Annotated in this window: 14 protein-coding genes; 5 read left to right on the forward strand and 9 right to left on the reverse strand. The window is 39.9% G+C overall.

The window, feature by feature from the left end; translation table 11 throughout:
* Positions 1 to 383: 383 nt before the first annotated feature.
* From hisIE to AC5YD2_RS01790, 7 genes are all read right to left on the reverse strand, one after another.
* The gene (gene hisIE, locus AC5YD2_RS01760) at positions 384 to 1,166 is read right to left on the reverse strand and encodes a bifunctional phosphoribosyl-AMP cyclohydrolase/phosphoribosyl-ATP diphosphatase HisIE (protein ID WP_496124668.1); all 783 of its coding nucleotides are present in this window, start codon (positions 1,164 to 1,166) and stop codon (positions 384 to 386) included.
* 569 nt (positions 1,167 to 1,735) lie between these two features.
* Complete coding sequence (locus AC5YD2_RS01765) at positions 1,736 to 2,992, reverse strand: FAD-dependent oxidoreductase (RefSeq protein ID WP_496124669.1); 1,257 nt, start codon at positions 2,990 to 2,992, stop codon at positions 1,736 to 1,738.
* A gap of 181 nt (positions 2,993 to 3,173) precedes the next feature.
* Positions 3,174 to 4,256 carry a patatin-like phospholipase domain-containing protein gene (locus AC5YD2_RS01770; protein WP_496124670.1) on the reverse strand — a complete coding sequence of 361 codons (1,083 nt, stop codon included), beginning with the start codon at positions 4,254 to 4,256 and terminating at the stop codon, positions 3,174 to 3,176.
* A gap of 236 nt (positions 4,257 to 4,492) precedes the next feature.
* Positions 4,493 to 6,112, reverse strand: a complete 1,620-nt coding sequence (locus AC5YD2_RS01775) for an ABC1 kinase family protein (protein WP_496124671.1) — start codon at positions 6,110 to 6,112, stop codon at positions 4,493 to 4,495.
* Positions 6,113 to 6,140: 28 nt separating this feature from the next.
* The gene (locus AC5YD2_RS01780) at positions 6,141 to 6,797 is read right to left on the reverse strand and encodes a ubiquinone biosynthesis accessory factor UbiJ (RefSeq protein WP_496124672.1); all 657 of its coding nucleotides are present in this window, start codon (positions 6,795 to 6,797) and stop codon (positions 6,141 to 6,143) included.
* A 31-nt stretch (positions 6,798 to 6,828) separates the two neighbouring features.
* On the reverse strand, positions 6,829 to 7,773 hold the full coding sequence (ubiE, locus tag AC5YD2_RS01785) for a bifunctional demethylmenaquinone methyltransferase/2-methoxy-6-polyprenyl-1,4-benzoquinol methylase UbiE (protein ID WP_496124673.1): 945 nt from the start codon (positions 7,771 to 7,773) through the stop codon (positions 6,829 to 6,831).
* Between the two features lie 228 nt (positions 7,774 to 8,001).
* Positions 8,002 to 8,709 (reverse strand): DUF8198 family protein, encoded by a 708-nt coding sequence (locus tag AC5YD2_RS01790; protein WP_496124674.1) that lies wholly within the window; start codon positions 8,707 to 8,709, stop codon positions 8,002 to 8,004.
* 205 nt (positions 8,710 to 8,914) lie between these two features.
* On the opposite strand from AC5YD2_RS01790, the gene pap reads away from it, so the two are divergent.
* Entirely contained in the window at positions 8,915 to 10,393 is a 1,479-nt protein-coding gene (gene pap / locus AC5YD2_RS01795; RefSeq protein WP_496124675.1) for a polyphosphate:AMP phosphotransferase, read from the forward strand.
* A gap of 128 nt (positions 10,394 to 10,521) precedes the next feature.
* On the opposite strand, the gene AC5YD2_RS01800 is transcribed toward pap, so the two are convergent.
* Positions 10,522 to 11,028 carry a hypothetical protein gene (locus AC5YD2_RS01800; protein WP_496124676.1) on the reverse strand — a complete coding sequence of 169 codons (507 nt, stop codon included), beginning with the start codon at positions 11,026 to 11,028 and terminating at the stop codon, positions 10,522 to 10,524.
* A 188-nt stretch (positions 11,029 to 11,216) separates the two neighbouring features.
* Here AC5YD2_RS01800 and AC5YD2_RS01805 point away from each other — a divergent pair, with 188 nt between their 5' ends.
* The 3 genes from AC5YD2_RS01805 to recD all read left to right on the forward strand — a co-directional run bounded on the left by AC5YD2_RS01805 (position 11,217) and on the right by recD (position 20,564).
* Entirely contained in the window at positions 11,217 to 14,891 is a 3,675-nt protein-coding gene (locus AC5YD2_RS01805; RefSeq protein WP_496124677.1) for an exodeoxyribonuclease V subunit gamma, read from the forward strand.
* 72 nt (positions 14,892 to 14,963) lie between these two features.
* Complete coding sequence (locus tag AC5YD2_RS01810; RefSeq protein WP_496124804.1) at positions 14,964 to 18,710, forward strand: UvrD-helicase domain-containing protein; 3,747 nt, start codon at positions 14,964 to 14,966, stop codon at positions 18,708 to 18,710.
* 96 nt (positions 18,711 to 18,806) lie between these two features.
* Entirely contained in the window at positions 18,807 to 20,564 is a 1,758-nt protein-coding gene (gene recD, locus AC5YD2_RS01815) for an exodeoxyribonuclease V subunit alpha (protein WP_496124678.1), read from the forward strand.
* 643 nt (positions 20,565 to 21,207) lie between these two features.
* Here the strand turns inward: recD and AC5YD2_RS01820 are convergent.
* Positions 21,208 to 22,506, reverse strand: coding sequence for a serine hydrolase domain-containing protein (locus AC5YD2_RS01820; RefSeq protein ID WP_496124679.1), 1,299 nt, complete (start codon positions 22,504 to 22,506; stop codon positions 21,208 to 21,210).
* A gap of 262 nt (positions 22,507 to 22,768) precedes the next feature.
* Between AC5YD2_RS01820 and rpsO the strand changes: the two genes are divergently transcribed.
* Positions 22,769 to 23,038, forward strand: coding sequence for a 30S ribosomal protein S15 (gene rpsO, locus AC5YD2_RS01825; RefSeq protein ID WP_496124680.1), 270 nt, complete (start codon positions 22,769 to 22,771; stop codon positions 23,036 to 23,038).
* Positions 23,039 to 23,069: the final 31 nt, after the last annotated feature.

The raw sequence follows: 23,069 nt of genomic DNA on the forward strand, positions 1-23,069 counted from the left end.
TTATAAGTGGATCAAAATTGAACAGCGAGTATAGCAAGTTTAGGGTATTAAATCGTGGCTAAATTCATTCCACACGACGTCATTTGTCTTTTAAAGAGTTGACCCAAAATCATTATTCAAAAAGCCATGCTGAGCATGGCTTAAGTGTTATATGAAATAGTCTTAAATCAAACAATATTAAATAACCCGAATCCTGCTTAAGGAAATGAGATCATTCTTCTTGAGACTTACCCATCATTTTGAGCATAAAAAAGTCTATGCTTTGGTCTGATAACACTAAAAACTAATCATAAAATTAAATTTAGCTTATGATTTTAAAGAAAAATCCTTATCCGCGATTCGGGTTAAATAAAACGTTTTTAAATGATATGATATTAAATTAATTAGTGACTACGATTCGCTTTTTCAACCAAGCCTGACAAACCTTGACGACGTGCAAGTTCATTGAGTACCAATTGAATATCAAGATCGAAATAGCCGAGCATGACAATGGTGTGGAACCAAACATCTGCGACTTCATAGATCAAATCATTTTTATTGTCTTCATTGGCTTCAGCTTTATAGTCTTTCGCAGCAATCACCGTCTCGAAACTTTCTTCACCGATTTTCTCTAAGATTTTATTTAAACCTTTATGGTAGAGCTTAGCCACATATGAAGAGTCAGGATCAACGGCTTTACGCTCAGCCATCATTTGACCTAAATAGCTGAGTACATCAACTTGTTCAGCTTGTGCATTGGATGCATTCATCGCTTGAGTATGTGCATTGCCAGATTTTTCACCATAGATTTGATTTGGGTCTTTAAGCTGTACATCGACAATTTCCCAGCCATTTGGTGTGAGTTTACGATAGAAACATGACTCACGACCTGTATGGCAGGCAATACCACCATGTTGTTCAATTTGCAGTACGATCACATCTGCATCACAGTCTAAACGAATTTCATGTACAGTTTGGAAATGACCTGATTCTTCGCCTTTATGCCATAACTTGCTACGAGAGCGAGAGAAATAAACTGCTTGGTTTTTCTCAGCAGTTAAACTTAAAGCTTCACGGTTCATCCATGCCACCATCAAAATACGACCTGTTTGATGATGCTGAGCAATAGCAGGAATCAGTCCTTGTTCGTTAAATTTTACTTCATCGAGCCATTGCATATTGTTCATAGGATTTCACCAAGTGAGTTGATTTAGATAAATGTAGTAATGAGTACTACGGTGTCAGCGTAGAAGTCTATAGTTTACGTGATCCGCAGGATTTTTTGAGAAAAAGTTAATTTTATATAAAAATTTTAATTTATATAGATTGATAATTTAATGGTTGATTTCATTTTTGTATTTCTTTTAAGTTCTGGTGAATCCACAGTAGGAAGAAAAGACTAATGGGAATGCTGATATTAATCATGTAATAGAGTGCATAAAATGAATAAAATATAACAATAAACGGCATCAATGATTTTAAAATTTTAACGTTGAGTAACGTTAAAAAAAATGGAAAATATTCGATAATTAGAATTTCTAGAAAAAAAGGATATTCTGTTAAACGTATTACTGTAGTTTTATTGAAGTAATGGATGTGCTGCTGCTTTTCGTTGAGATAAATATAATCAGCTATATGCAAAAGTAGATAAACGTACGCAAGAATAATTGCTGTTATAGCACTGGGAAGAGTAGGAGATTTATATCTCCAAAAATTATTTTTAAAAACTTCAATTATATTCATGCTTTAACCCGAACTAATTTTTAGCAATATCTTCATACTGCATCTGACTAAACATCCCAGATTTTAAACCCGAAACGGTCAAAGCCATTTCTTTACGGAAATACGGGACTTGATACATCCATCCAAAACTGAGATCACGCAAGCCACCTGCCCACCAATGATCAGATTGATAAAGCGGGGTGAGGAGACGACTTAAGAATTGATAGAACTGTGTTGAGGATTTTCGATGTTGATGATACGTTTGCCAAAGCTTCGACCAATCCAAACTTTCACCTTGGCGTGAAGCTTGGATGGATTGACTCAGTGCCCATGCATCGAGCAAAGCCATGTTGGCACCTTGTCCAAGTTGAGGGCTCATGGCATGTGCTGCATCACCAATCACACCGATTCGTCCTTCGCCCATTTTCGACATCACCACATCACGATAATGGGCAGAAAGCCATTGTTGTGAACTATTGCCCATCACGGTTCTTAACCAAGTTGCAGTGTCAGGCCATTTTGAATCGATTTGTGCAAGCCATTGTTGACGGTTAATTTCACGTCTTAAGAAATGCCCAAGCATCGGTGTTGGCATACTCCAAAAGACACTTGATAGGCGCTTATGCGGAGCTGAAGGGACAGCACCTGTCGGTAGAATACCGAGCATGAGTTGAGATTTTTCATGAAATTGATGCAGGATTTCAGGATCAAGATCGAGACATTCCGGGACAATCGTCCACTTTGCACCCCAAGGGTAGGCTTGATCAACTTTGACCCAGTCTTTAGGACGTAAACCACTTCTTGAACCATTGGCAATAATGATTCCATCAAACTGTGCGTCAAATTTTACGCCAGCTTGAGTGCCAAAGATCTGAATACCATCTGAGCGTTCAAGATAATGACTAATCTCGGTATTCATTTGCCATTGAATCAGGTCTGAATATTTTTTGGCTTTGGATTCAAGCACATGACATAGAGTCGCACGGTGAATGCCGAGACCGTAAAATGCTGGATTGGCTTGTTGATAGTGACTATTGACCAAGAGTTTTTGATTGGGTAATCGACCTTCTAAACCTTTAACTCGAGCCCCTAAAGTTAAAGCATGATCAAGAATACCCAAATGCTCAAAAACGGCTAAACCAGCAGGTTGTAATAAGAGTCCAGCACCCACAGGTTCAAGTTCAGTGACTTTCTCAAACAGCGTGACTTGAATGTTTTGCTTCGCCAATAAAATTGCGCTTGCGATTCCCGCCGTTCCAGCGCCAATAATCGCAAAATGGATTGATTTCATTGTTATTTCTATATTCTATTTTATGGCTAATGTAACAAAAAAGAAGGTAATTACCTAGTCATCCAATGGCTTAGATTTTTAGATTGCACGACAAAAAATATTGGTGAATGTTGGATTAAATATTAATTCCACTTATCTGTTTTTAACTATTCGATATAACAATAGATTTCTAAATGTATTTTTAGAGTACTTGCATCACATCCGCAAAACGCTGCTTTTCAACCAATTCTAAAAATTCATCACCTAAACGCTGGCTTTCAGCGATTGATTGTTTCCACATGTGAATACGTTGCTGTTCAGACAATCCTTTCAATACAAAATCTTTACGGTCAGGTAAACGACCTAAAGGTAGAGAATTTAAGTAAGCTTGAGAGGGTGAAATCAATACGGTTCGTGACTGATTTACAGGATTCGATTTTCGAGATTTAAACATCTTGTCAAACCAACCCGGTGTAATGCTATCGGTAAAATGTGGATACAGCACTACACCTTTGCTTTGGAACGGTAAGTCAATGTGATAATCAATCAGACCACCATCGCGGTAAGCTCCTTGAGGTGCATCGACAATATTTCGAACAGCAGGGGTCACACCCGGGATTGAGCCTGATGCCATCAGCCAGTCGGCAACGTTGTCTTTATGGAAATGAATATAATGCGTTTTAAACGCATCATCTTGTATTTGAAATTGTAGAAACTGGCTCGGCTGACAAATCACACGCTGCATAAATTTATTAAGATGCTTTCGAGAAATCGCATTACTGCCTACAATTCCCAATAGCGAACTATACAACGCCAATTTATGATCACTTTGAAATAAATGTTCCGCTTTAGCTGCAATAATCGTCAAATGATAATCAGGATGATCCACCAGTTGCTGTGTTTTATTTTCAAGAATACCCGCCAACATATCGCGAGAAATTTTTTCAATCTCCGCTATTTTCATTTTTTTATGAAAAGGCAGATATGTGTACAGCTCGGCGAGTTTTTCAGGACCAGCTTTTTCACCTTGCGCCACAATACCAGCAAAGCGCCATGCACCCACAGATGAGCCAATGAGGAAGCGACGTTGTTTTGCTTGCGGTAAAAAATCGCCAAAGATCGCTTGATCAAGCCCGGTTAAACCAATACCTTTTGGTCCGCCTGCAGCCCCCGGAATGGTATCGACATGATGTGCTTGCAACCCTTCTTTTAAAATCAATTGACGTGCTTGATCACCGACACGGATATCCAAAACTTTGGCAGATTTTTTAAGAATTTGGGTCATTCAAGAACACTCTCTCAATATAAGTTGCCAATTTTAAAGAATTAAAAGCTTACAACAATGGCAATAAAAAGCAGTTCATGACTTTGAAGTCATTGCATATTTTTTCGATTTTAAAATTTAAATATTTCAAGCATCAATATTTAAACTATAAAAAAGCCCAATCAATTTCTAGGATTTATTGGGCTTTTGATCAGTCATCTAGGTTCTAATCGCTGACGATTTTTTAAATTAGAAATTTATTTAGCCACACGCCAAATCGCGATGAAGCTTGCCAATATAATCAGAATAACTGAAACATACCACGGCGCAATCACAGCAATTGACAATAAAATTGCCATGAGACTTCCAAAAATCCAGCTTCGCTTTTGCTGCTGTTCCATTTGCAAGCGCATCATCTGTAGTTCATTGAGCTGTTTCGCATGCCAAGCAGATTGATTTTTTAAACCATTGAGACTATCAATCATCAACGTTGGTAAGTCTTGTGCACCCAACAATAAATCTGGAATCTTTTGACCTAATTCTTTTAGATTCTTCTGTGGGTTCATTTGTGCTTTCACCCAATCCGTGAGGATCGGTTTCGCTAATTTCCAAATATCCAATTCAGGATAGAGGTCTGTACCGAGGCCTTCAACGTGGACTAAAGTTTTCAGTAACAGCATCAGTTGAGGTGGGATTTCCAAATGGAAACGACGCGCAATATCCATCACTTGAATCAGAATTCCTGCAAAATCCAATTCATGCATTGGTTTAGAAACCATTGGGCCTACAGTACGACGCATTTCACGTGCCAAGGCATCTTGATCTGTACCCGGTGGAATCCAACCTGCTTGATGTACAATCAAAATCAACTGCATAAAGTCGCTATTCATGACCGCCAAAAGCATACGTGCAATGGTCATTTGGTCATGTTTAGACAGTTCACCCATGATTGCGCAATCAAGAGCAATAAAGCGTGGATTATTTGGATTAATGGTTTCTACAAAGACATTTCCCGGATGCATATCGGCATGGAAAAAATTATCGCGAAACACTTGGGTAAAGAAAATCGTTAAACCCTTTTCAGCCAAATCCTTGCGATCCATGCCCAACTGATCGAATGTCGCGATATCTGAAATGGGCACACCCGTGATCCGCTCTGCAACCATGACATCTTTACTGTCCATATAGACCTCAGGCACATACATCATGCTTGAACCGGTAAAGTAGTGACGCATACGACGAGTGTTTTCTGCTTCTAAAGTCAAATCGAGCTCATTTAAAATGATTTGACGATAGTCTTGAATAATCTCTGAAAGGTGCAACGCGCGTGCAGCTTCAAGACGCTTTTCTAAAAAAGCACCGAGCCATTCTAAAATTTCAAAATCTTGAATGATTTGCGCACGAATATTCGGGCGTGTGACTTTAACCACAACTTCACGACCATCATGTAGCGCTGCGGTATGCACCTGTGCGATAGAAGCGGCTGCTAAAGGTTGATCATCAAAACGTGCAAATAAGGTATTTACATCCGCCTTTAATGATTCCTGAATCCGCATTTTTGCGACATCATGACCAAAGGGTTTGACACGGTCTTGTAGAAGAACCAATTGTTGCAAGAGCTCAGGTGGAATCAAGTCACGACGTGTCGAGAGCAACTGCCCCATTTTAATGGCAAGTGGGCCCATTTCTTCCAAAGCTTCTTTGAGCTTTAAAGGGTTCTTGCGCTCACGGCTCGACCATGCAGCAGGGTGCATATGAATCAGCTTAATGATCGGACGTGCTTTTGCAGGGATGTCTTCCGCAGGGATTAACGTGTCGAGTCTATAGTGCGCGGCGATGCGCCAAAGTTCGAGTAGACGTGTAATGTGCGGAATCATATATGCATTTACCTAGTTTGATGTGAGGTTACGTGGGATTAAATTGAGCTTTAAGTTGCTGAATCTTAGCGTCTAAACGGTCAATATTTTGCGTAAGTTGACGTGTCTCGTGATTGAGATCATCCATTTGCCAGCGTGGTGCGAATAGTCCGCTGTCTTCTTTGAGGAAGTCTTCAGCAAAAAACAAATGACTGTCGAAAGCCTTCAATAATTGTTTGGGTGCGAGTTGGATTTTGCCAATTTGACTCGCCAAATTTGGACCAATCCAAGGACTCAATTGCGAAGCCAAATCAGGCTCAGCTTGTTGAATAATCCGTTGAATATTTTGGAGCAGTTGATAGTCACCCTGCACAGGAATATTACCGACATCGTCTGCCAATAACAGTTTGGCAAGTTCAATCACATTGCTCACATGCAACGTTGCATTGGCTTCGGTTACGGTATTGACTGAATCAAATGGACGTTGTTCAAAAATAGAAGAAGCTTCAGTATGACCTGAGACTGTCGGTTCTAAGCGAATTTTCTCGTTGTCGAAAAATACATCCACAGAAAGCTGGGGTGAATCGATCACCACGCGTAGCATTTTGTCTTGTAATTCATTGAACTGGATGCGAGTAATCGCATCCAAATTGATACAATGATGAATGAAGCGTTCAACTGCACCTAGTGCCAGAATCGACCACATAACGATACCTTGTTGACCTTATGCTTAGAACTTAAAGTTTGAAACCACGGTGTACTGCAACGATACCCGCAGTCAAGTTATGGTAATCACAGTTTTGGAATCCTGCATTTTCCATCATGCCTTTTAAGGTACGTTGGTCTGGATGCATGCGAATCGATTCAGCCAAGTACTTATAACTTTCTGAGTCATTGGCAATGATTTTCCCCATGATTGGCAAAGCGGTAAATGAGTACAAATCATACAATTTAGAGAATGGTTCAAACACAGGCTTAGAAAACTCTAAAACCAGTAAACGACCACCTGGCTTAAGTACACGGTACATGGCAGCCAAGGCAGCATCTTTATCGGTTACGTTACGTAGACCAAATGAAATCGTTAAAAGATCAAAGCTGTTGTCTTCAAATGGTTCTAATGTTTCAGCATTTGCCAATACGAAATCGACATTGGTACAACCCGCATCGATTAAACGATCACGACCAACATTGAGCATTGATTCGTTAATGTCTGACAGAACCACATGACCTGTTGGACCGACTTCACGGCTAAACACTTTCGCTAAATCGCCTGTACCGCCTGCGATATCAAGTACGCGTTGACCACGACGAACACCTGACATATTGATTGCAAAGCGTTTCCAAAGACGGTGAATACCGAATGACATTAAGTCATTCATGATGTCGTATTTCGCTGCAACAGAATGGAAGACTTCAGCCACTTTTTGTGCTTTTTCTTCGCTATTCACCGTTTGAAAACCGAAATGTGTGGTTTCACCCACATTTCCAGTGTTTGCGCCACGGGGTAAATTATATTTTGGAACAGAACCTGTTACAGGCGTATCAGTCAATTTTTGTTCTAAAGATTGTTGTTGACCTTGTGGAGTGCCTGTTGGTAATGGCTCAGTTAAAAATGGACTCACTTTGTCTGCACTTTTTGCCGTCTCAGTTTGAGCAGTAGGCTGTTGATTTTCGTTAGACATTCGAGTCGCTCCTGAACACAAATAATGGTTAATCGTTGTTAAATTGCATGATGACAGATTCTTTCATTTTTTACAGCGTTGATCATGCAATTGCTATGAATAATATACAGAAAAATAAAGGTCTTTTTCGCCTGTAATTGAATTGTTCTGATGCTTCCAATTGAGCTGGTTGAACACAATGCGATAACGAGTTGGTATCAGCACTCTGCTCTTGTGCACAAAACCTTATCATATTCTAAACGGATTGGGTTGACCTGAATGTACATTGTCCACAATCATGCGTTCTTTTTCAGTAAAACTGTGGATAAATGTCGCTGCCGACTTTAAAGGCTTCATGGCAACAAAACCTTCACCAATAAAATCGTACATCAGCTCAAAACGATATTTGCTTGCTGTACCTTTACACATTTTAAAAGCAGTGTGCATGATGAAAGAACGCATGTATTTATCGAGACTGATGCCCAGTTCATCAAGTAAATCGAGTTGCTGTTTGCGAGCAGTCGATTGATCGAGCTTTACCAAAGTTTGACGCATCATTTCATCATCAATCGCTTGATCTGCTGGATAGTCTGTTAATAATTGTTTTGCCACTTGTTCATCGAGTTGCATCGCAAGCACGGCAAGACCGACAGACTTCAAACCTGTTTGAATGGCATTTTCAGGAATGATTTTCTCTGCTTTATGCGCATAGTTGAGTAGTCGTTCAATTTGTAAAGCTAATTCATCAAACTCAGGGCCACCGTATAAACGGTTAATAAAATATTGCGCCATAAGCTGATTTTTAGGTTGATTGAACAGTTCTTGATGGGTATTTAAAATTCTCGACTTGAGCCAGTTTTGAGCATCATTTAAGCGCTGTTTTAACAGTGGATCTGAATGATAGTTTAATTGTTTATATTGTTCTAAAAGATCATCTAATGCAGCAAGTTTGGACATGTGGAACTCAATAAATATCAAAATATAAAGATGCTTAACTCAGCATAATTTGACTTAAATAAATGCGCTATGACAAATCAGCAGCAATACAAAATTAAATCGTCAATGAAAAGTCATCTTTGAATTGCAATTATTGTACATCAAGTTTCATCAAACCATGGTCAGTTGCGTATACTGATCTAAAGATATAAAAATAGAGAAAAGCATGACGGCTAAACGCATAGAAAAGTTGAAAGATGACTCAAAAGATAAGGTTAAAGATGAGCCTGAAGCTCAGCTTGTAGCAACATCTTTAAATCAACCAGAAGATTTAAGTTTGCAACTGATCGAAGCTCAATATGCGCTCAAAAATACCAAAGCAAAAAAGAATGCGAAAAGCTTGGTCATTCTAGTCAGCGGTATTGAGCTTGCGGGTAAAGGGGAGTCTGTAAAACAACTGCGTGAATGGGTAGACCCACGCTACTTACGTGTTAAAGCTGATCCACCGCATTTGATGAATACCACGACACCTTTTTGGCAACCCTACGCGCGATATATCCCTGCTGAAGGGCAAATGATCGTCATGTTTGGTAATTGGTATAGTGATTTGTTGACCACGACTTTACATGTTTCAAGCCCATTTGATGAAACCATGTTTGATGCTTATGTTCAGCGCATGAAAGAGTTTGAGCAGGATCTTAAAAATAACCATGTCGATGTGATTAAAGTTTGGTTTGATCTGTCATGGAAATCTTTGCAAAAACGTCTCGATAAAATGGATGTGTCAGAACAACGTTGGCACAAATTACATGGACTCGATTGGCGTAATAAAAAACAATATGACAATGTGCAAAAGCTTCGTCAGCGTTTTACTGATGATTGGTTGATCATTAATTGTGAAGATGAAGTTCAGCGTGATCAAACGTTTGCAACGCATGTATTAGAGCATTTAAAACATTTACCGAACCATCCATTGAAAGTTCGGAGCAAATGGCAACAAGCGGTTGTGCCAGAGGCCTTATTACAACCCGAGAGCATTGTTTTAGAAGAAACCGAATACAAAGCAGAACTGAAAAAACTCACCAAAAAAGTCGCAGAAGCATTACGCTTAGATGGTCGCAAAACAGTGATTGTGTTTGAAGGTATGGATGCGGCAGGTAAAGGTGGAGCGATCAAGCGCATTGTTAAAAAACTTGATCCCCGAGAATATGGGATTTTTAATATCTCAGCACCTGAAAAATATGAATTGGCACGACCTTATTTATGGCGTTTTTGGAATAAATTACTCGAAAATGAAACGATCTCGATTTTTGACCGTTCTTGGTATGGACGCGTTTTAGTTGAGCGTGTAGAAGGTTTTGCTTCCGATGTGCAATGGAAGAGGGCGTATGATGAGATCAATCGCTTTGAAAAAGACTTATCTGATACACAGACGGTTGTGGTGAAATTCTGGTTGGCGATCAGTAAGGACGAACAAGAAGCCAGATTTAAAGCGCGTGAATTAACACCGCATAAGCGCTTTAAAATTACTGCTGAAGATTGGCGTAACCGTGGACGTTGGGATGACTACTTAACGGCGGCGGCGGATATGTTGGACAGAACCGATACGGATTATGCACCGTGGTATGTGATTGCGACCAATAATAAATATTCAGCGCGGATTCAAATCTTAAAAGCTCTGTTGAAACAGTTGAAGGCAGATTAACAGATTGTATCGTTGTATTTCCCTGAACCAAATGAATAACAAGTGAATAAAAAATCAAGAGTATAAAAAAGCGGATCATCTATCCGCTTTTTTATTTTTTATCATCGAGTCACTTAGCCAATAACCACTTAGCTCACGACTTTCGCTGTTTGCTTCTGCTGAATGCTTTTAGCAAGCTTATAACTTTCTTCAACATGCGCTTCGGCTACTTTTTTCATAATGATATAACCGAGGCTCGCCGCAATAATAGAACCGCCAAGTGGAATGAACTTCGTCACTTGCTTAGTGATAATCTTAGAGGCCATATTATTCAAAGATAGTTTAGCCGCGGTACGTGCAGCCACTAAGCCTGAAAATTCAAAGCCACGTTTACGCAATTCGCTCCAATGTACTTTTTTGGTTTTCGGATCATAGACACTGATTTGTTCAGGCGAAAGACCAAAGCGCGTATTGATTTCAGGGATGAGAAGAGACAGCATACCGACATCAATCACTACATCTAAAAAGGGTACAGGAATGACTGCAACGCCTGCGGAAACATAAGAGCGCTTTTTGACTAATTCAAGACATTCTTCACGGATTTGTTCTAAATTTAAATTCGGATCTAATGTGTCAGGAATTTTATCGATTTTCATAATGCATTACCTTTGGTATCTATCTGATTGTTATTAAGTAAACCATGAATACAGTGTGGTTTATTTGAAAGTTTTATTCAGTCGCTTGAATAAAAGTGCCATACTCAGTTTAAGATGTATAGTGATTTATGTTTATGGTTTTGTTCACGAATGATGATGATCTTGTGTGAATAAAATAAAGAGGAACTATGGGGATTCATGTTATTCAAAGCCAACGGATCGATGTGTTGGTACAAGGTGTATTACACAGTATTCATAAACCTTCAAAGAATCCTTTAAATGTCCTTAAAAAAGAGCACTTTATTGTCCCTAGCCCTGCGATTGAGACATGGCTGACTCAGACCATTGCCGAACAGCATGGGATCAGTGCCAATAGCCAATTTCATCAGCGTATTCGTGGTTTTCAGTGGTATTGCTACCAACAGGTACTCAGCGATAAAGACCATGTGCGTAAAGCCAATATTCCACGCTTGATGATGAAGTGGCGAATTTATCAAACACTAAAATCCTATATTGAATCTGATGAAAATAGCTTAGCGGTTGAGCACCCTTTATATTCCATTATTCAACGGATCTATGACAGTGCGGGTCAGCTTGAACACAGTATAGAAAAGCAACTCAAAAAACAGAGCATGTTGTATTGGGTGGCGGAACAGGTCTCTAAATTATTTGGTAACTACATGCTTTATCGCGGTGATTGTCACCGTGGTTGCGAAGGTGAGTGCCGTTGTCCACAGAATTGGCTAATGCAATGGGGTGCCAATCAGCCGCTTGATATTGAACACCTATTTCCTCAAAACCCAGATCAAGATATTTCGTTTAAATTTGATCAAGCTCAAAAACTAGAAGCTTGGCAGCGTTGGCTTTGGCAACACACCTTTCACGATGATTTTGTGGAAATGCAAAGCATTGATCATGAGTTTTGGAAAGTCATGGATGATGATGCCTTACGTCCTGAGGCACTCAAGGCATTACCGAGTCAGGCGATTGTTTTTACGGTATTAGATTTGCCACCGTCGCAGTTACAGTTTCTCAGGCGTTTAGGACAATATATTGATGTTCTGATTTTGCATTACAACCCATCACAGGAATATTGGGCAGATAGTGTCGATCCAAACTGGAAAAAGCGTTACGACTTGAGTGTTAAAGAGCGCTTTATTGCCAAAAATCCAAACGCTTCAGATGAAGAAATCCAGCAATTTTTCAAAGCATTTACACTGAATTTTAATGCAGAAGTTCGCGAATCTAGACATCCATTACTCACCCGTTTCGGTAAGCAAGCGCGAGATCACTTTTCGATTTTATCGAACTTGTCATCGGGAGAAGAAGGGCAATGGGTTGATGCATTTGTCGATGACTATCCCAACCATTTATTGGGTAAAGTGCAATCCGATATTTTGTATTTGGTCGAGCCTGAGAAACAAGGTTTTGAACTTCGCGCAGATGATGATTCTATTAAAATCCATGTCTGTCATTCAGGTTTAAGACAGCTTGAAGTACTGAAAGAACAGCTCATTCACTGGTTATCTCAGGGGACAGCAGAACAGCCACGCCGACCGAATGATATTTTGGTTTTAGCACCCGATTTAAAACAAATCGAACCGTTGATTCGAAGTGTGTTTCCACAGAGTACCCTGCAAGCGGGTGTCTATTTGCCTGTAAAAATTGCAGGGGTGACTCAAATTGATGTCAACAATGCATGGCGTGCAGTACTCGGTCGAATTCAACTGGTCAGTGGTCGCTTCAGCATTGAGGATTTTTCTGATTGGCTCAGTTTAAATGCCACGCAAATTCGTTATGAACTTGATATTGATATGACTGAGCGCATGATCGAGCTCTTGATCAATGCAGGCTTTAAGCGAGGTTTGGATGCAGAGCATTTACAGCAAAGTTTGAGTGCAGATGATAAGGACTATCGTTTTAGTTTGAAGTTTGCTTTAGATCGTTTGGCTTTAGGTGTTGCTGTGCCTGAACATACGATCTTTGGTGAGACTTTGAGTTTCGCTGAAGTCCTCAGTGCTGACTTTGAATTGATTGCTAAGCTCATCGAAATCTATCAGGATTTTGCAGTCCGCCGTGATTGGTTAATCATGCATGAGAAGGGACAACGTAAACCTGTTGAGCAATGGTTAGAGATTATAAAAGCAGAAATTGAAGAGTTTAGCCAAGCTGGTGTCGATGCCTTGCAAGCTGTGCATCAAGTGGTGCGAAAGCAATACACCATGCTGACGTTGTCTTATAACTACGAAATGAAAGAAAAAGGCAATGCGACGCAACATGCGTTATATGACATTCAATTGCCTTTGCCTTATCTGCTACAAGAGATTCAAAGTAGTTTAGAAAGCCAACTGGAACAGGCTTTGCCAACAGGTCAAATCACCTTTAGCCAAATTGGACATATTCGTCCTGTCCCTTATAAATTGATTGTGATGCTGAATCTGGATAGCGGGAAATTTCCAAATCGTAATACTCAAGTCCCTTTCGATTTGATGGGATTACTCCGTCCACAATTGGGTGATCGCTCTCGTTTAGAAGATGATCAAGGTGCATTTCTGGATGCATTGCTCTTAGCACAAGAGAATCTGTGGCTGTTTTACAATGGATTTGATGTCAGTGATGGCGAAGTCCGTGAACCCTCAAGCGTATTACAGGAGTTGATCAGTCATTTTGCACTTATTACAAAAAAAGCCGACACAGTACAAGATAATTTAAAGACCGAATCTGATCCAATGATCAATGTGGAAGGTATCGACGTCCCTGCACAACTTCATCAGTTGTATCAAGTGCATACACTACAACCCTTTGATCCAGTCGGTTTTCAAGCTGAACCATCGACACGCTATCAAGATCAATGGTTTGGTGTGGCACAAAAAATTATCAAAGCATCCGGGCAACGGGAACCTTGGATTAATGGTGCTTATCCTGTGGAGGCATCAGATCTTCTCGTTTTGGAAGGTCATCAGTGGATTCAAGATGTGACTTTCCCCGCACGTTTATATTTAAAAACCTTGGGCGTTGAAAATTTCAAGCCTGCGGATCTTCCGGCACAACAAGAGCCTTTAGTTTTGGATGGCTTAGGACGCTATACCATTCGAGATTTTTTACAACAGCAAGATTCGGAAGCAGTAGATCCTCGTGTTTTACAAGATCGCTTACCTATTGGCAAAGTGCAGCATAGTGCATTGCAGATGAGTCTGGCGGAACAGCAACGACTGAAACAACGCTTACAACGTTACGCGCCTGAACAGACTGCGACGACTCAACGCCAGTGGCGTGTTGATGAACACATCATCATGAATATCAAGGTTCCTGTGCAAGCGGTAAAGGAATGGGTGAGCCTCAGTGCTGCCAGTGCGCGTGGCAAACGCCGTACCAAAACGTGGCTAGAGTATTTATTGTGGGTCAGTTATTTAAATTTAAAAGATGAACAAGCGACGCAGTTAAAGCGGATTGCGATTTTTAGTGATGTGACGTTGATTCAATCAGGAGTGACTACACAACAGGCTAGGGCGTATTTACATCATTGGTTCAAAGCTTATCAATATGGGCAAACTCAGCCCTTGGTGTTGCCTGCAGCACTACTGATGTTATTGGCTGAAAAAGGTAAAGAGTTGGAATGGCAAACTGATGAAATGGGTAAGGCGAGCATTGCCAATTTTACTGATCTACTTAAAGAGTGGGATAAAAGCGATTCATTCTTGCCATTCTCATTAGAAGAGATGGAGTGGAGTCGTAAGCATCGCGATTGGCAATTTATACTGGATGAGCAAGATACCACGGCACTGTTACAGCATGCTTGCGATGAGTTTGCTTATGATTTGTATCAGCCGATTGACCAATACCAAATCGCAGTTGAGGATTAAATCGTGAATCAAGCGCAGCGCTCAGAAAATCAGCTCTCAAAAAATCAGGTCTCAACACAACCGATTGTCGATATGCATTTTACAGGTTTGCATTGGATTGAAGCTTCAGCAGGAACAGGCAAAACCTATACTTTATCCAGCCTGATGGTGCGGATTCTACTTGAGAAATATTTACCCAATCAGGTCATTGCCACCACATTTACGCGAAAGGCAGCGGCAGAATTACAAAGTCGTGTTCGACTCAGATTGATTGAAGCACAGCGATATTTTGAAGCCTGTCGTGAACTGACCGAGCATGAGGTTATTGCCAAAGCAAACTCAGAATCAGATCCGCTATTTGCAACATTACTCACCACTTTTTCAAATCAAATTGCCTATGCTTGCGAGCGTTTAAAACTGGTGATTGATCAGTTGGATGAACTCTTTGTTGGGACGTTGGACAGTTTCAGCCAAAAGTTATTGCGAGAGTTTGCTTTTGAAAGTGGCAAAATTGAATATGCCACCATTACCGATGATGCGAAAAGTTATAGCTATCAATTGATTCACGATGTATTAAGAGAGTGGATTCAAGCACAATCTCAGCCAACCATTGATTATTTACTGTTAAATAAAAAGCTGAAATCTCAAGACAGTTATGTCTCTGTGGTGGAGTCGAGTCTGAATTTCACTTCTGCTTATTTTCAGCCTGTTCCGCCACCACAGGTGGATTTAACAGAATTTGAACAACACATGGATCAATTGATTCACATTGATTTATCTCAGTCTGCAACCTTGTCTGAATATTATTTGGAAGACGGGCAATATTTCAAAATTTTAGCTAAAAGATGGCGCGATCAACTGGCTTTAAAAAAGTTACTGGAACATGATTTACCTTATTTCATTGAAATGTTGAAAATACAGCGGAGCAATGCGCTGTTTGCCTCAGAATTTGAAGGCGTTTTAAAGCCGCTTTCAGATTTGGTGAACAAAAAGCCGTTAAATAAATGCCCTGAAAATGTGGCAATTCAATTTGAATCCCATGCCATTATTCGTGCTTTAAAGCAGTTTTTTGAAGCATTTTCAAGACTGGCAACAGATCTTGAACAGCTCGACAGTTATTTGAAATATCATCTTGCCACCGAAGTGAAAAAGCGCTTGCCTCAAGTATTACAACAAAAAGGTGAAACGACTTTTGCACAGCAAATTCGCACATTAGCCGAATCACTACAAGGCGATCAAGGGCAACGCTTTGCAGCGTATGTACATGCACGCTATCCGCTGATTTTAGTCGATGAATTCCAAGACACCAACCAAGATCAAGATGACATGCTGGCGCAAATTTGGCGTCATCCAAGTCGAGTCAAAAAAGGTTGCATGATTATGGTCGGTGACCGTAAACAGGCGATTTACGGCTTTCGCGGTGGCGATATGCTGACGTTCTTAAAAGCACATCAAGATGTGTTTGGCAAAGAAGGACATGCATACAATTTGATTTATAACCATCGCTCCGTTCGAGAGTTGGTTGAAGTTGTGGATGCTTTATTTCAACGACAGCCTGATTTTGGCGAAATGGTGATTTATCAACCTGTTCAAGCGGGCAATCGTCCTCATCCTGCATTGGTCGAGCAAGGGCAGATCAATCCAACGCCACTTCGTTGGATTCAGCTTGAAGATAAAGACACAGAAGCAGAGCAAGTGGCTTGGCAGATTCGTCATTTACTCAATCTCGCCAATCAAGGGCAACTGTATTTAAATGACCCAAAAACCGATCAAACACATGTCTTAAATGAAAGCGATTTTGCGGTGTTGTCCAAAAACCATGATGGTTTAGATAAAATCCAATCTGCTTTGGAATACTTAGGAATTACCTACAATCGTCCTTCGAAAAAAAGTGTATTTGAAAGCCAAATTGCGCGAGATGTGGGGGCTTTGCTTACGGCAATTATGCATCCTTTCGATGAAGCCAAAGTCAAACGCGCTTTATTGAGTCGGTTGTTGGGCTTCAATTTACAAAAGTTGATTCAACTGGAATTACAGACCGAAGGCTTAAGCCATTATATTGAACAGTTTGATTTGATTCGGGAGCTTTGGCTCAATCAAGGCTTCCTAACGGCATGGCAATATTGTCTCAACGCTTTCAAAATTTGGAACACAATCGTTGAAAAACAAAGCCGTGATAATGAGCGTGCTGTAGTCAACCTGCGACACTTAACTGAAGTTCTCAGTCAGCACAGTGAAGATTATCAAGGTGCCCAAAACCTCTATCATTGGTATCTCAGACAGTTGACTGAACCGATGCAACGCGAATGGGAAATGGAGCGTAAGCTGTCCAATGAAGCGGGCGTGCAGTTGATGACGATTCATCAATCCAAAGGTTTAGAATTTAAAATTGTATTTTTATTGGGTGCGGACAAAAGCGCCAACGAAATGAATAAAGCGCTTAATTTTTCTAAGATTGAACAACTTAATCCGAACACGGGCAAGATGGAAGAACGCCGTGTGGTCGCAATTCAAGATAAACAAAATATTGATGAACGTGCCGCGGAACAACACGCCGAACGACATTTGGCAGAACAAAAACGCCTGTGGTATGTCGCTTTAACTCGAGCTAGCCATCGAGTCTATGCCATGCTCAGTGATGTCAAAGGAACATCCACATCTGCCTTAGCTTTTTGGCGCGGTCAAGGCACAGAAACCTTTCAGCATCCACAGAGTGATATAGCGCCATTAATCACATCACGTCCTCCAAAAGTAAGTGCTATTGAGGAAAAAATAGTACCTAACGTAATCGCAAATCCATTTCCTCAGCAACGATTTTATCCAAAGTCCAAAACCAGTTTCAGTGCTTTAGCACAGCATTTGACGCGCCAACAAATTCAAGATGCATTGGCGGTTTCAGAGCAAGAGATGGGTCGTGCAGATGATGAAATTCAGCAAATGATAGTTGAAATAGAACAGCCTCGTCAGCCCATCGCTTGGATTAAGGCTCATTTCCCAATGGGGACTTTAGCAGGGAGTTTCTTACACGAAATTTTTGAGCATCTTGATTTTCAAGATTCACAATTATGGAGTTTAGAAATACGACGCCGTTTTAAAAATGATTATGCGACCTTGTGGAACGAATTGCTGGATAAAGTTAAATCCACTTTTCCAGAACACCAATCAGCAGAAGACTTTATTTTGAATGCGATGGTGGACTGGCTGAAAGAAATTCTAGCGACACCTGTATTGAGTGAATCTGAACCACAAGTACAAGCATTCGAGCAACTTGACTTAAATTTGAGTGATTCAAATGAGATAAACTCAAAAGGTGATGGTCAATTTAGATTGAATCAATTGAGCGTACATGAACGTTTAGCTGAATTTCCATTTTACCTTGCATTATCAGATCGCGTATTTGCGATCCAGCGAGTGCATCAGTTGTTTCGTGAGTATGGGATAAGCATGCCCGAGTTTAAAGAAGCTAATGCTGCTCGCTACTTAAAAGGTGAAATTGATTTAGTATTCTATGATGGTCATCGTTACCATATTGCAGATTATAAGAGTAATTTCTTAGGCTTAGACGCTCAAAGTTATGATTCAACAGCGATTCAACAAAGTATGACGCATGCCAGTTATTGGTTGCAGGCAGCACTATACCTCGTCGCATTACACCGTTATTTAAAAATTCAACTTGAAGATTATGATCCTGAGCGTGATTTGGGTGGGGCGAGCTATTTATATTTACGTGGTATGAATGGACAGGCAGGGCAAGGTTATTTTTATTGGCAACCGAGTATTGAATTTATACTGCGACTTGATGCTATTTTAGGTTGTTTGGTTGAGGAAAAAGTCAGCTAAATTACAGCCTTTTTTAAATGATATAACTATTAAACATAAACTTAGGTTGTGGATAATAGTGTTGGTAAATATGTTTATAACTTTGAGGATAACTGTGTGGAAAATAGACAAAAAGTAGAGAGTCAGACACCGCAATGGATTGCGACTTGGGCTGAATTCATGCTTAAACAGTCATCTCCACAGTTAAAATTAAATGAAGATTCACTTAATTTAATAGAACAGATTTTACTTGCAACGACACGTGGTGATAGTTGTTTAGCCAAAGCACATTTTAGCCCTGAATTACTGGGTCATTTGGCCATTGAAGATGTATTGGCTACGCACACAGTCGCTCCTTTTATTTATGATCAAGAACACTTTTATTTATATCGTTATTGGCAATTGGAGCAGCGTTTAGCGTTGCAGATTCAACGATTAAAATCACAGAATATTGAAGAAATTAAAATTAATCAGTTTGATCATCTACTCGAAGATCAGCATCAAAAAAATGCCTTGAAAATGGTGGTGAAACAAAGCCTCAATATTATTACGGGTGGCCCAGGAACAGGTAAAACCTATACATTGGCACGGATTATTGCAGTGTTAAATCATGCAATGCCGAATATCCGAATTGCCATGGCAGCACCAACAGGAAAAGCGGCTCAACGGATGAAAGAAGCATTACAAAACTCTTTTAATGATGAAAGTCTGAATGCGATGGGCTTGGTTTCGGATCATTTAAAACAACAAGATACAGTTACCATTCATCGCTTATTGGGACTCGGAACACGCTATCAACCAAGATTCCATTTGAAGCAACCCTTACCTTATGATGTGGTTGTGATTGATGAAGCATCGATGTTGGATTTGAATCTTGCAACATTGTTGTTGGAAGCCATACCAGATCAATGTCGATTGATTTTATTGGGGGATGCCAATCAATTGGCGTCTGTTGATGTCGGTTCGGTACTTGCAGATTTAAGACAAGTAAAAGCACTCGATGAAAATCATGTCAATTTGGTTACCAGTCGAAGATTCAAAGCGGGTGCATTGATTGGCGAGTTAGCAGGTTTTATTCAAACGCCACGAGATGCTAAAACCCCACATCGGGAAGTCTTGGATTCATTGCAAAGCAACATTGTTCAAGCCACTGAAATTAAATCTGTTCCTCTTCTGAAAGAGATGTCAGATGTCGTGCAACTGGAGTATCTACCCGATCAGATCAATTCAGAGGCTTTACAGCATTATTATGAAAAACTGAGTTGGGGTTTTTATGCTTATTTTGATGCTTTAAAAAAGTACATGGAGAGTGGTGATCCAAATGCTGATGTTGAGCAAGTCATTCAAGCCTTTGGCCAGTATCGTATATTAACTGCGATTCGGCATGGTAATTTTGGCTTAACTAAAATGAATAATGCGATGCAAAAGTCTTTACTGGATCAGCTGCCATTGTTAGTCAAACGAGGGGATTGGTATGTCGGCAGACCTGTAATGATGAGTTATAACGACTATCAAATAGGGCTCTCGAACGGTGATATTGGTCTTTGTTTTAAGCATCGAACCAATCCTGCCGAGTTTGAAGTTTATTTCCCAAGTTTAAATAAATGGATTCCCGCGACTCGGTTACCTAAATCGATTGAAACAGCCTTTGCAATGACTATTCACAAATCTCAAGGCTCTGAATTTACACATACGGCAGTGGTCATGGATGAAGCATCGACAAAACTTCTCAGTCAGGAGCTTATTTATACCGCCGTGACGCGTGCGAAATCAGTGGTCAGTTTATTGGTAAATTCAAATGCTTTAGCCCAATCATTTCTCATAAAAACAACAAGATCGAGTGGTTTGGTAAAGAAAATTAATCACTTAATTTGATCAAATAAATGAAAACACTCTCAGTCTTGTAAGAAATAACGTACAAGGATTCGAGAAATTGACGCATAGAGCTTCCGCATTTTTTTTGCGATGATTGATCCTATAAACAGTTCAACACGGAATGTTGAATAAAATCGCATAATTAGAATAACTTAAAGTCGAGAGACTGCGAACTTACACTGACAGTAAGTAAATAAGAGGAAACTTACAGCCGCTAAGCCTTGTAGTTTTGGGAGAGACTACAGGGCTTTTTTATATCTGTTTATTTTTCAATTTAGGTACATTACTTACACTCTGTACGCATTTTCTTACATTAAGATACGAAAAATGCGACTTGTGTATCATTTTATTTGTGGCATAATGAGCACATAAGGAAATGCAGTATTAAGAACACGGAACGTATTCATAATAAGAGTGAACAATCACTGATAATAACGATATAGATAATATAACTATAATTAAAAGATAAGAACCTACAGCGCAGAAAAAGCCCTAAGAGAAATCTTAGGGCTTTTTCACTATTCACGTCTTTGTAAATACTGAATCAATATGATTATTTTTCAAAAAAAAATAAAAGTTATTGATTAATTTATTTTTTATTTATGGGGTAGTGATTTATTCTGAGTTTGTTGATCAGTTTTTCTTAAACCAGCTCTGTTTCATTTCGATCAGTACCAAATAAGGCACGACGTTTGTCTTTAGGAATTTTTGGGCATTGAGTTGATATTTGATACAGCACATTCGCTAAGGCTGGTAAATGTGTTCCTACAACAGCTTTACCCGTATTCAGCAATGCAACGCTAATATCTCGCTCAGGGTCAGCCCAACACAGGATATTTGAAAAACCTAGATGACCAAAAGCTTGCCCTGAATTTGGACCAAATATTCCAACAGGATTACTGCCCAACATCGGTCCAAGGGCGTAACGCATGGGTGCCAGTAAGTTACGATCAATGGAGGTTTTTGATGTTGGCAATGTTGAACGAAACACTGTTTCAGGGCTTAAAATTTGTTTGCCTTTATAATTTCCACCATTGAGCAACATTTCAAAAAAACGATTGGCTTGTTCTGCACTGGTATAAATATTTCCTGCGGGACAAACGGTATCCATAAAACGCGGATCATTGGTCACATCGACTGCAAGTTGTAAGCCACCACCCAGTACACGGTTCAGATAAAGATCTGTGCCTAATTTTGGATGCATGCCTGTTGGATAGTTGGTGGCGACCTGATCTCGGAACTCAGGCTTTAAACCATAATTAAAAAAATCCATTTCCATGGGTTTTTCAATATTCTCATGCAAAAACTGACGAATATCTTGTCCAGTTACACGCTCAACCAATTCACCTAAGATATAGCCAGCGGTTACAGCGTGATAAGCCAATTGATTGCCACTATAAGAAATAGGTTTAGCTGCATATAACAGTTTTAAAATCTGTTCACGGTCAAATAAAAGCTCAGGTGTAACTTCAGTTTCGATATTGGGGATACCTCCACGATGCGATAGTAAATGGAAAATCGTGGCACGACGTTTACCATTGGCAGCAAACTCAGGAATATAATGGCTTACAGGGTCGAATAAATTGATTTTGCCTTGTTGATTGAGTAAATGAACCAACATCGCATTCACAATTTTAGAGGCAGAAAAAAGACAAATCGGTGTATCTGGATTGGCAATAACAGCATCATCAATCGATTGACTTTTTGTGACCGCATGCTGGTAACCAATACTGCGATTAATCATCACTTGGCCTTGGCGACGAATACATAAGCTGATCAGCGGATGATTACCTGATTTATAAAGTGATTCGACACTGTGCCAAATTTTTTGAACTTGTTGTTCTGTCATACCACCCATTTCGGCTGAAACTTCATGTTTAGCTTGGGTAATGCTGTTTAAATCTTGGGGGACATAATAAGTATTGGTTGAAAATAACTTCACGAAAATTCCATGCTATTTGTTTTTATTAAATTGGAGTGTGCGCTGAGTTTAAGCTTTTGTCAGTGTCTATAGCGCTCGTGGCCAGTGACACTTTTGCAAACAAGATCATTAAAGCAAGATAAGTGCGGATAACTTTGCAATCTGAGGGTAGTTCCTTTAAAATAGTTGACTGCTGTAGTGATGCACGGCAGTCAACTTGGCTTTGAAGAGTGAAGTTGATTTGTATCAAATACTTAACATATAAGCATCTCGGAGAAATCGAATGGCTTTAACAAATGCAGATCGCGCAGAGATCATCGCTAAATTCGCTCGCGCTGAAAACGACACTGGTTCACCAGAAGTTCAAGTAGCTCTTTTGACTGCACAAATCAATGATTTGCAAGGTCACTTCAAAGAACATAAACACGACCACCATAGCCGTCGCGGTTTGATCCGTATGGTTAACCAACGTCGTAAGCTTCTTGATTACCTTAAAGGTAAAGACGCTACTCGTTATGCTGCATTGATTGCTGCTTTAGGTTTACGTCGTTAATTCGATTAAACTTTTATTTTCGGACTATTGC

This window comes from Acinetobacter sp. CY73 (genome assembly GCF_059515865.1).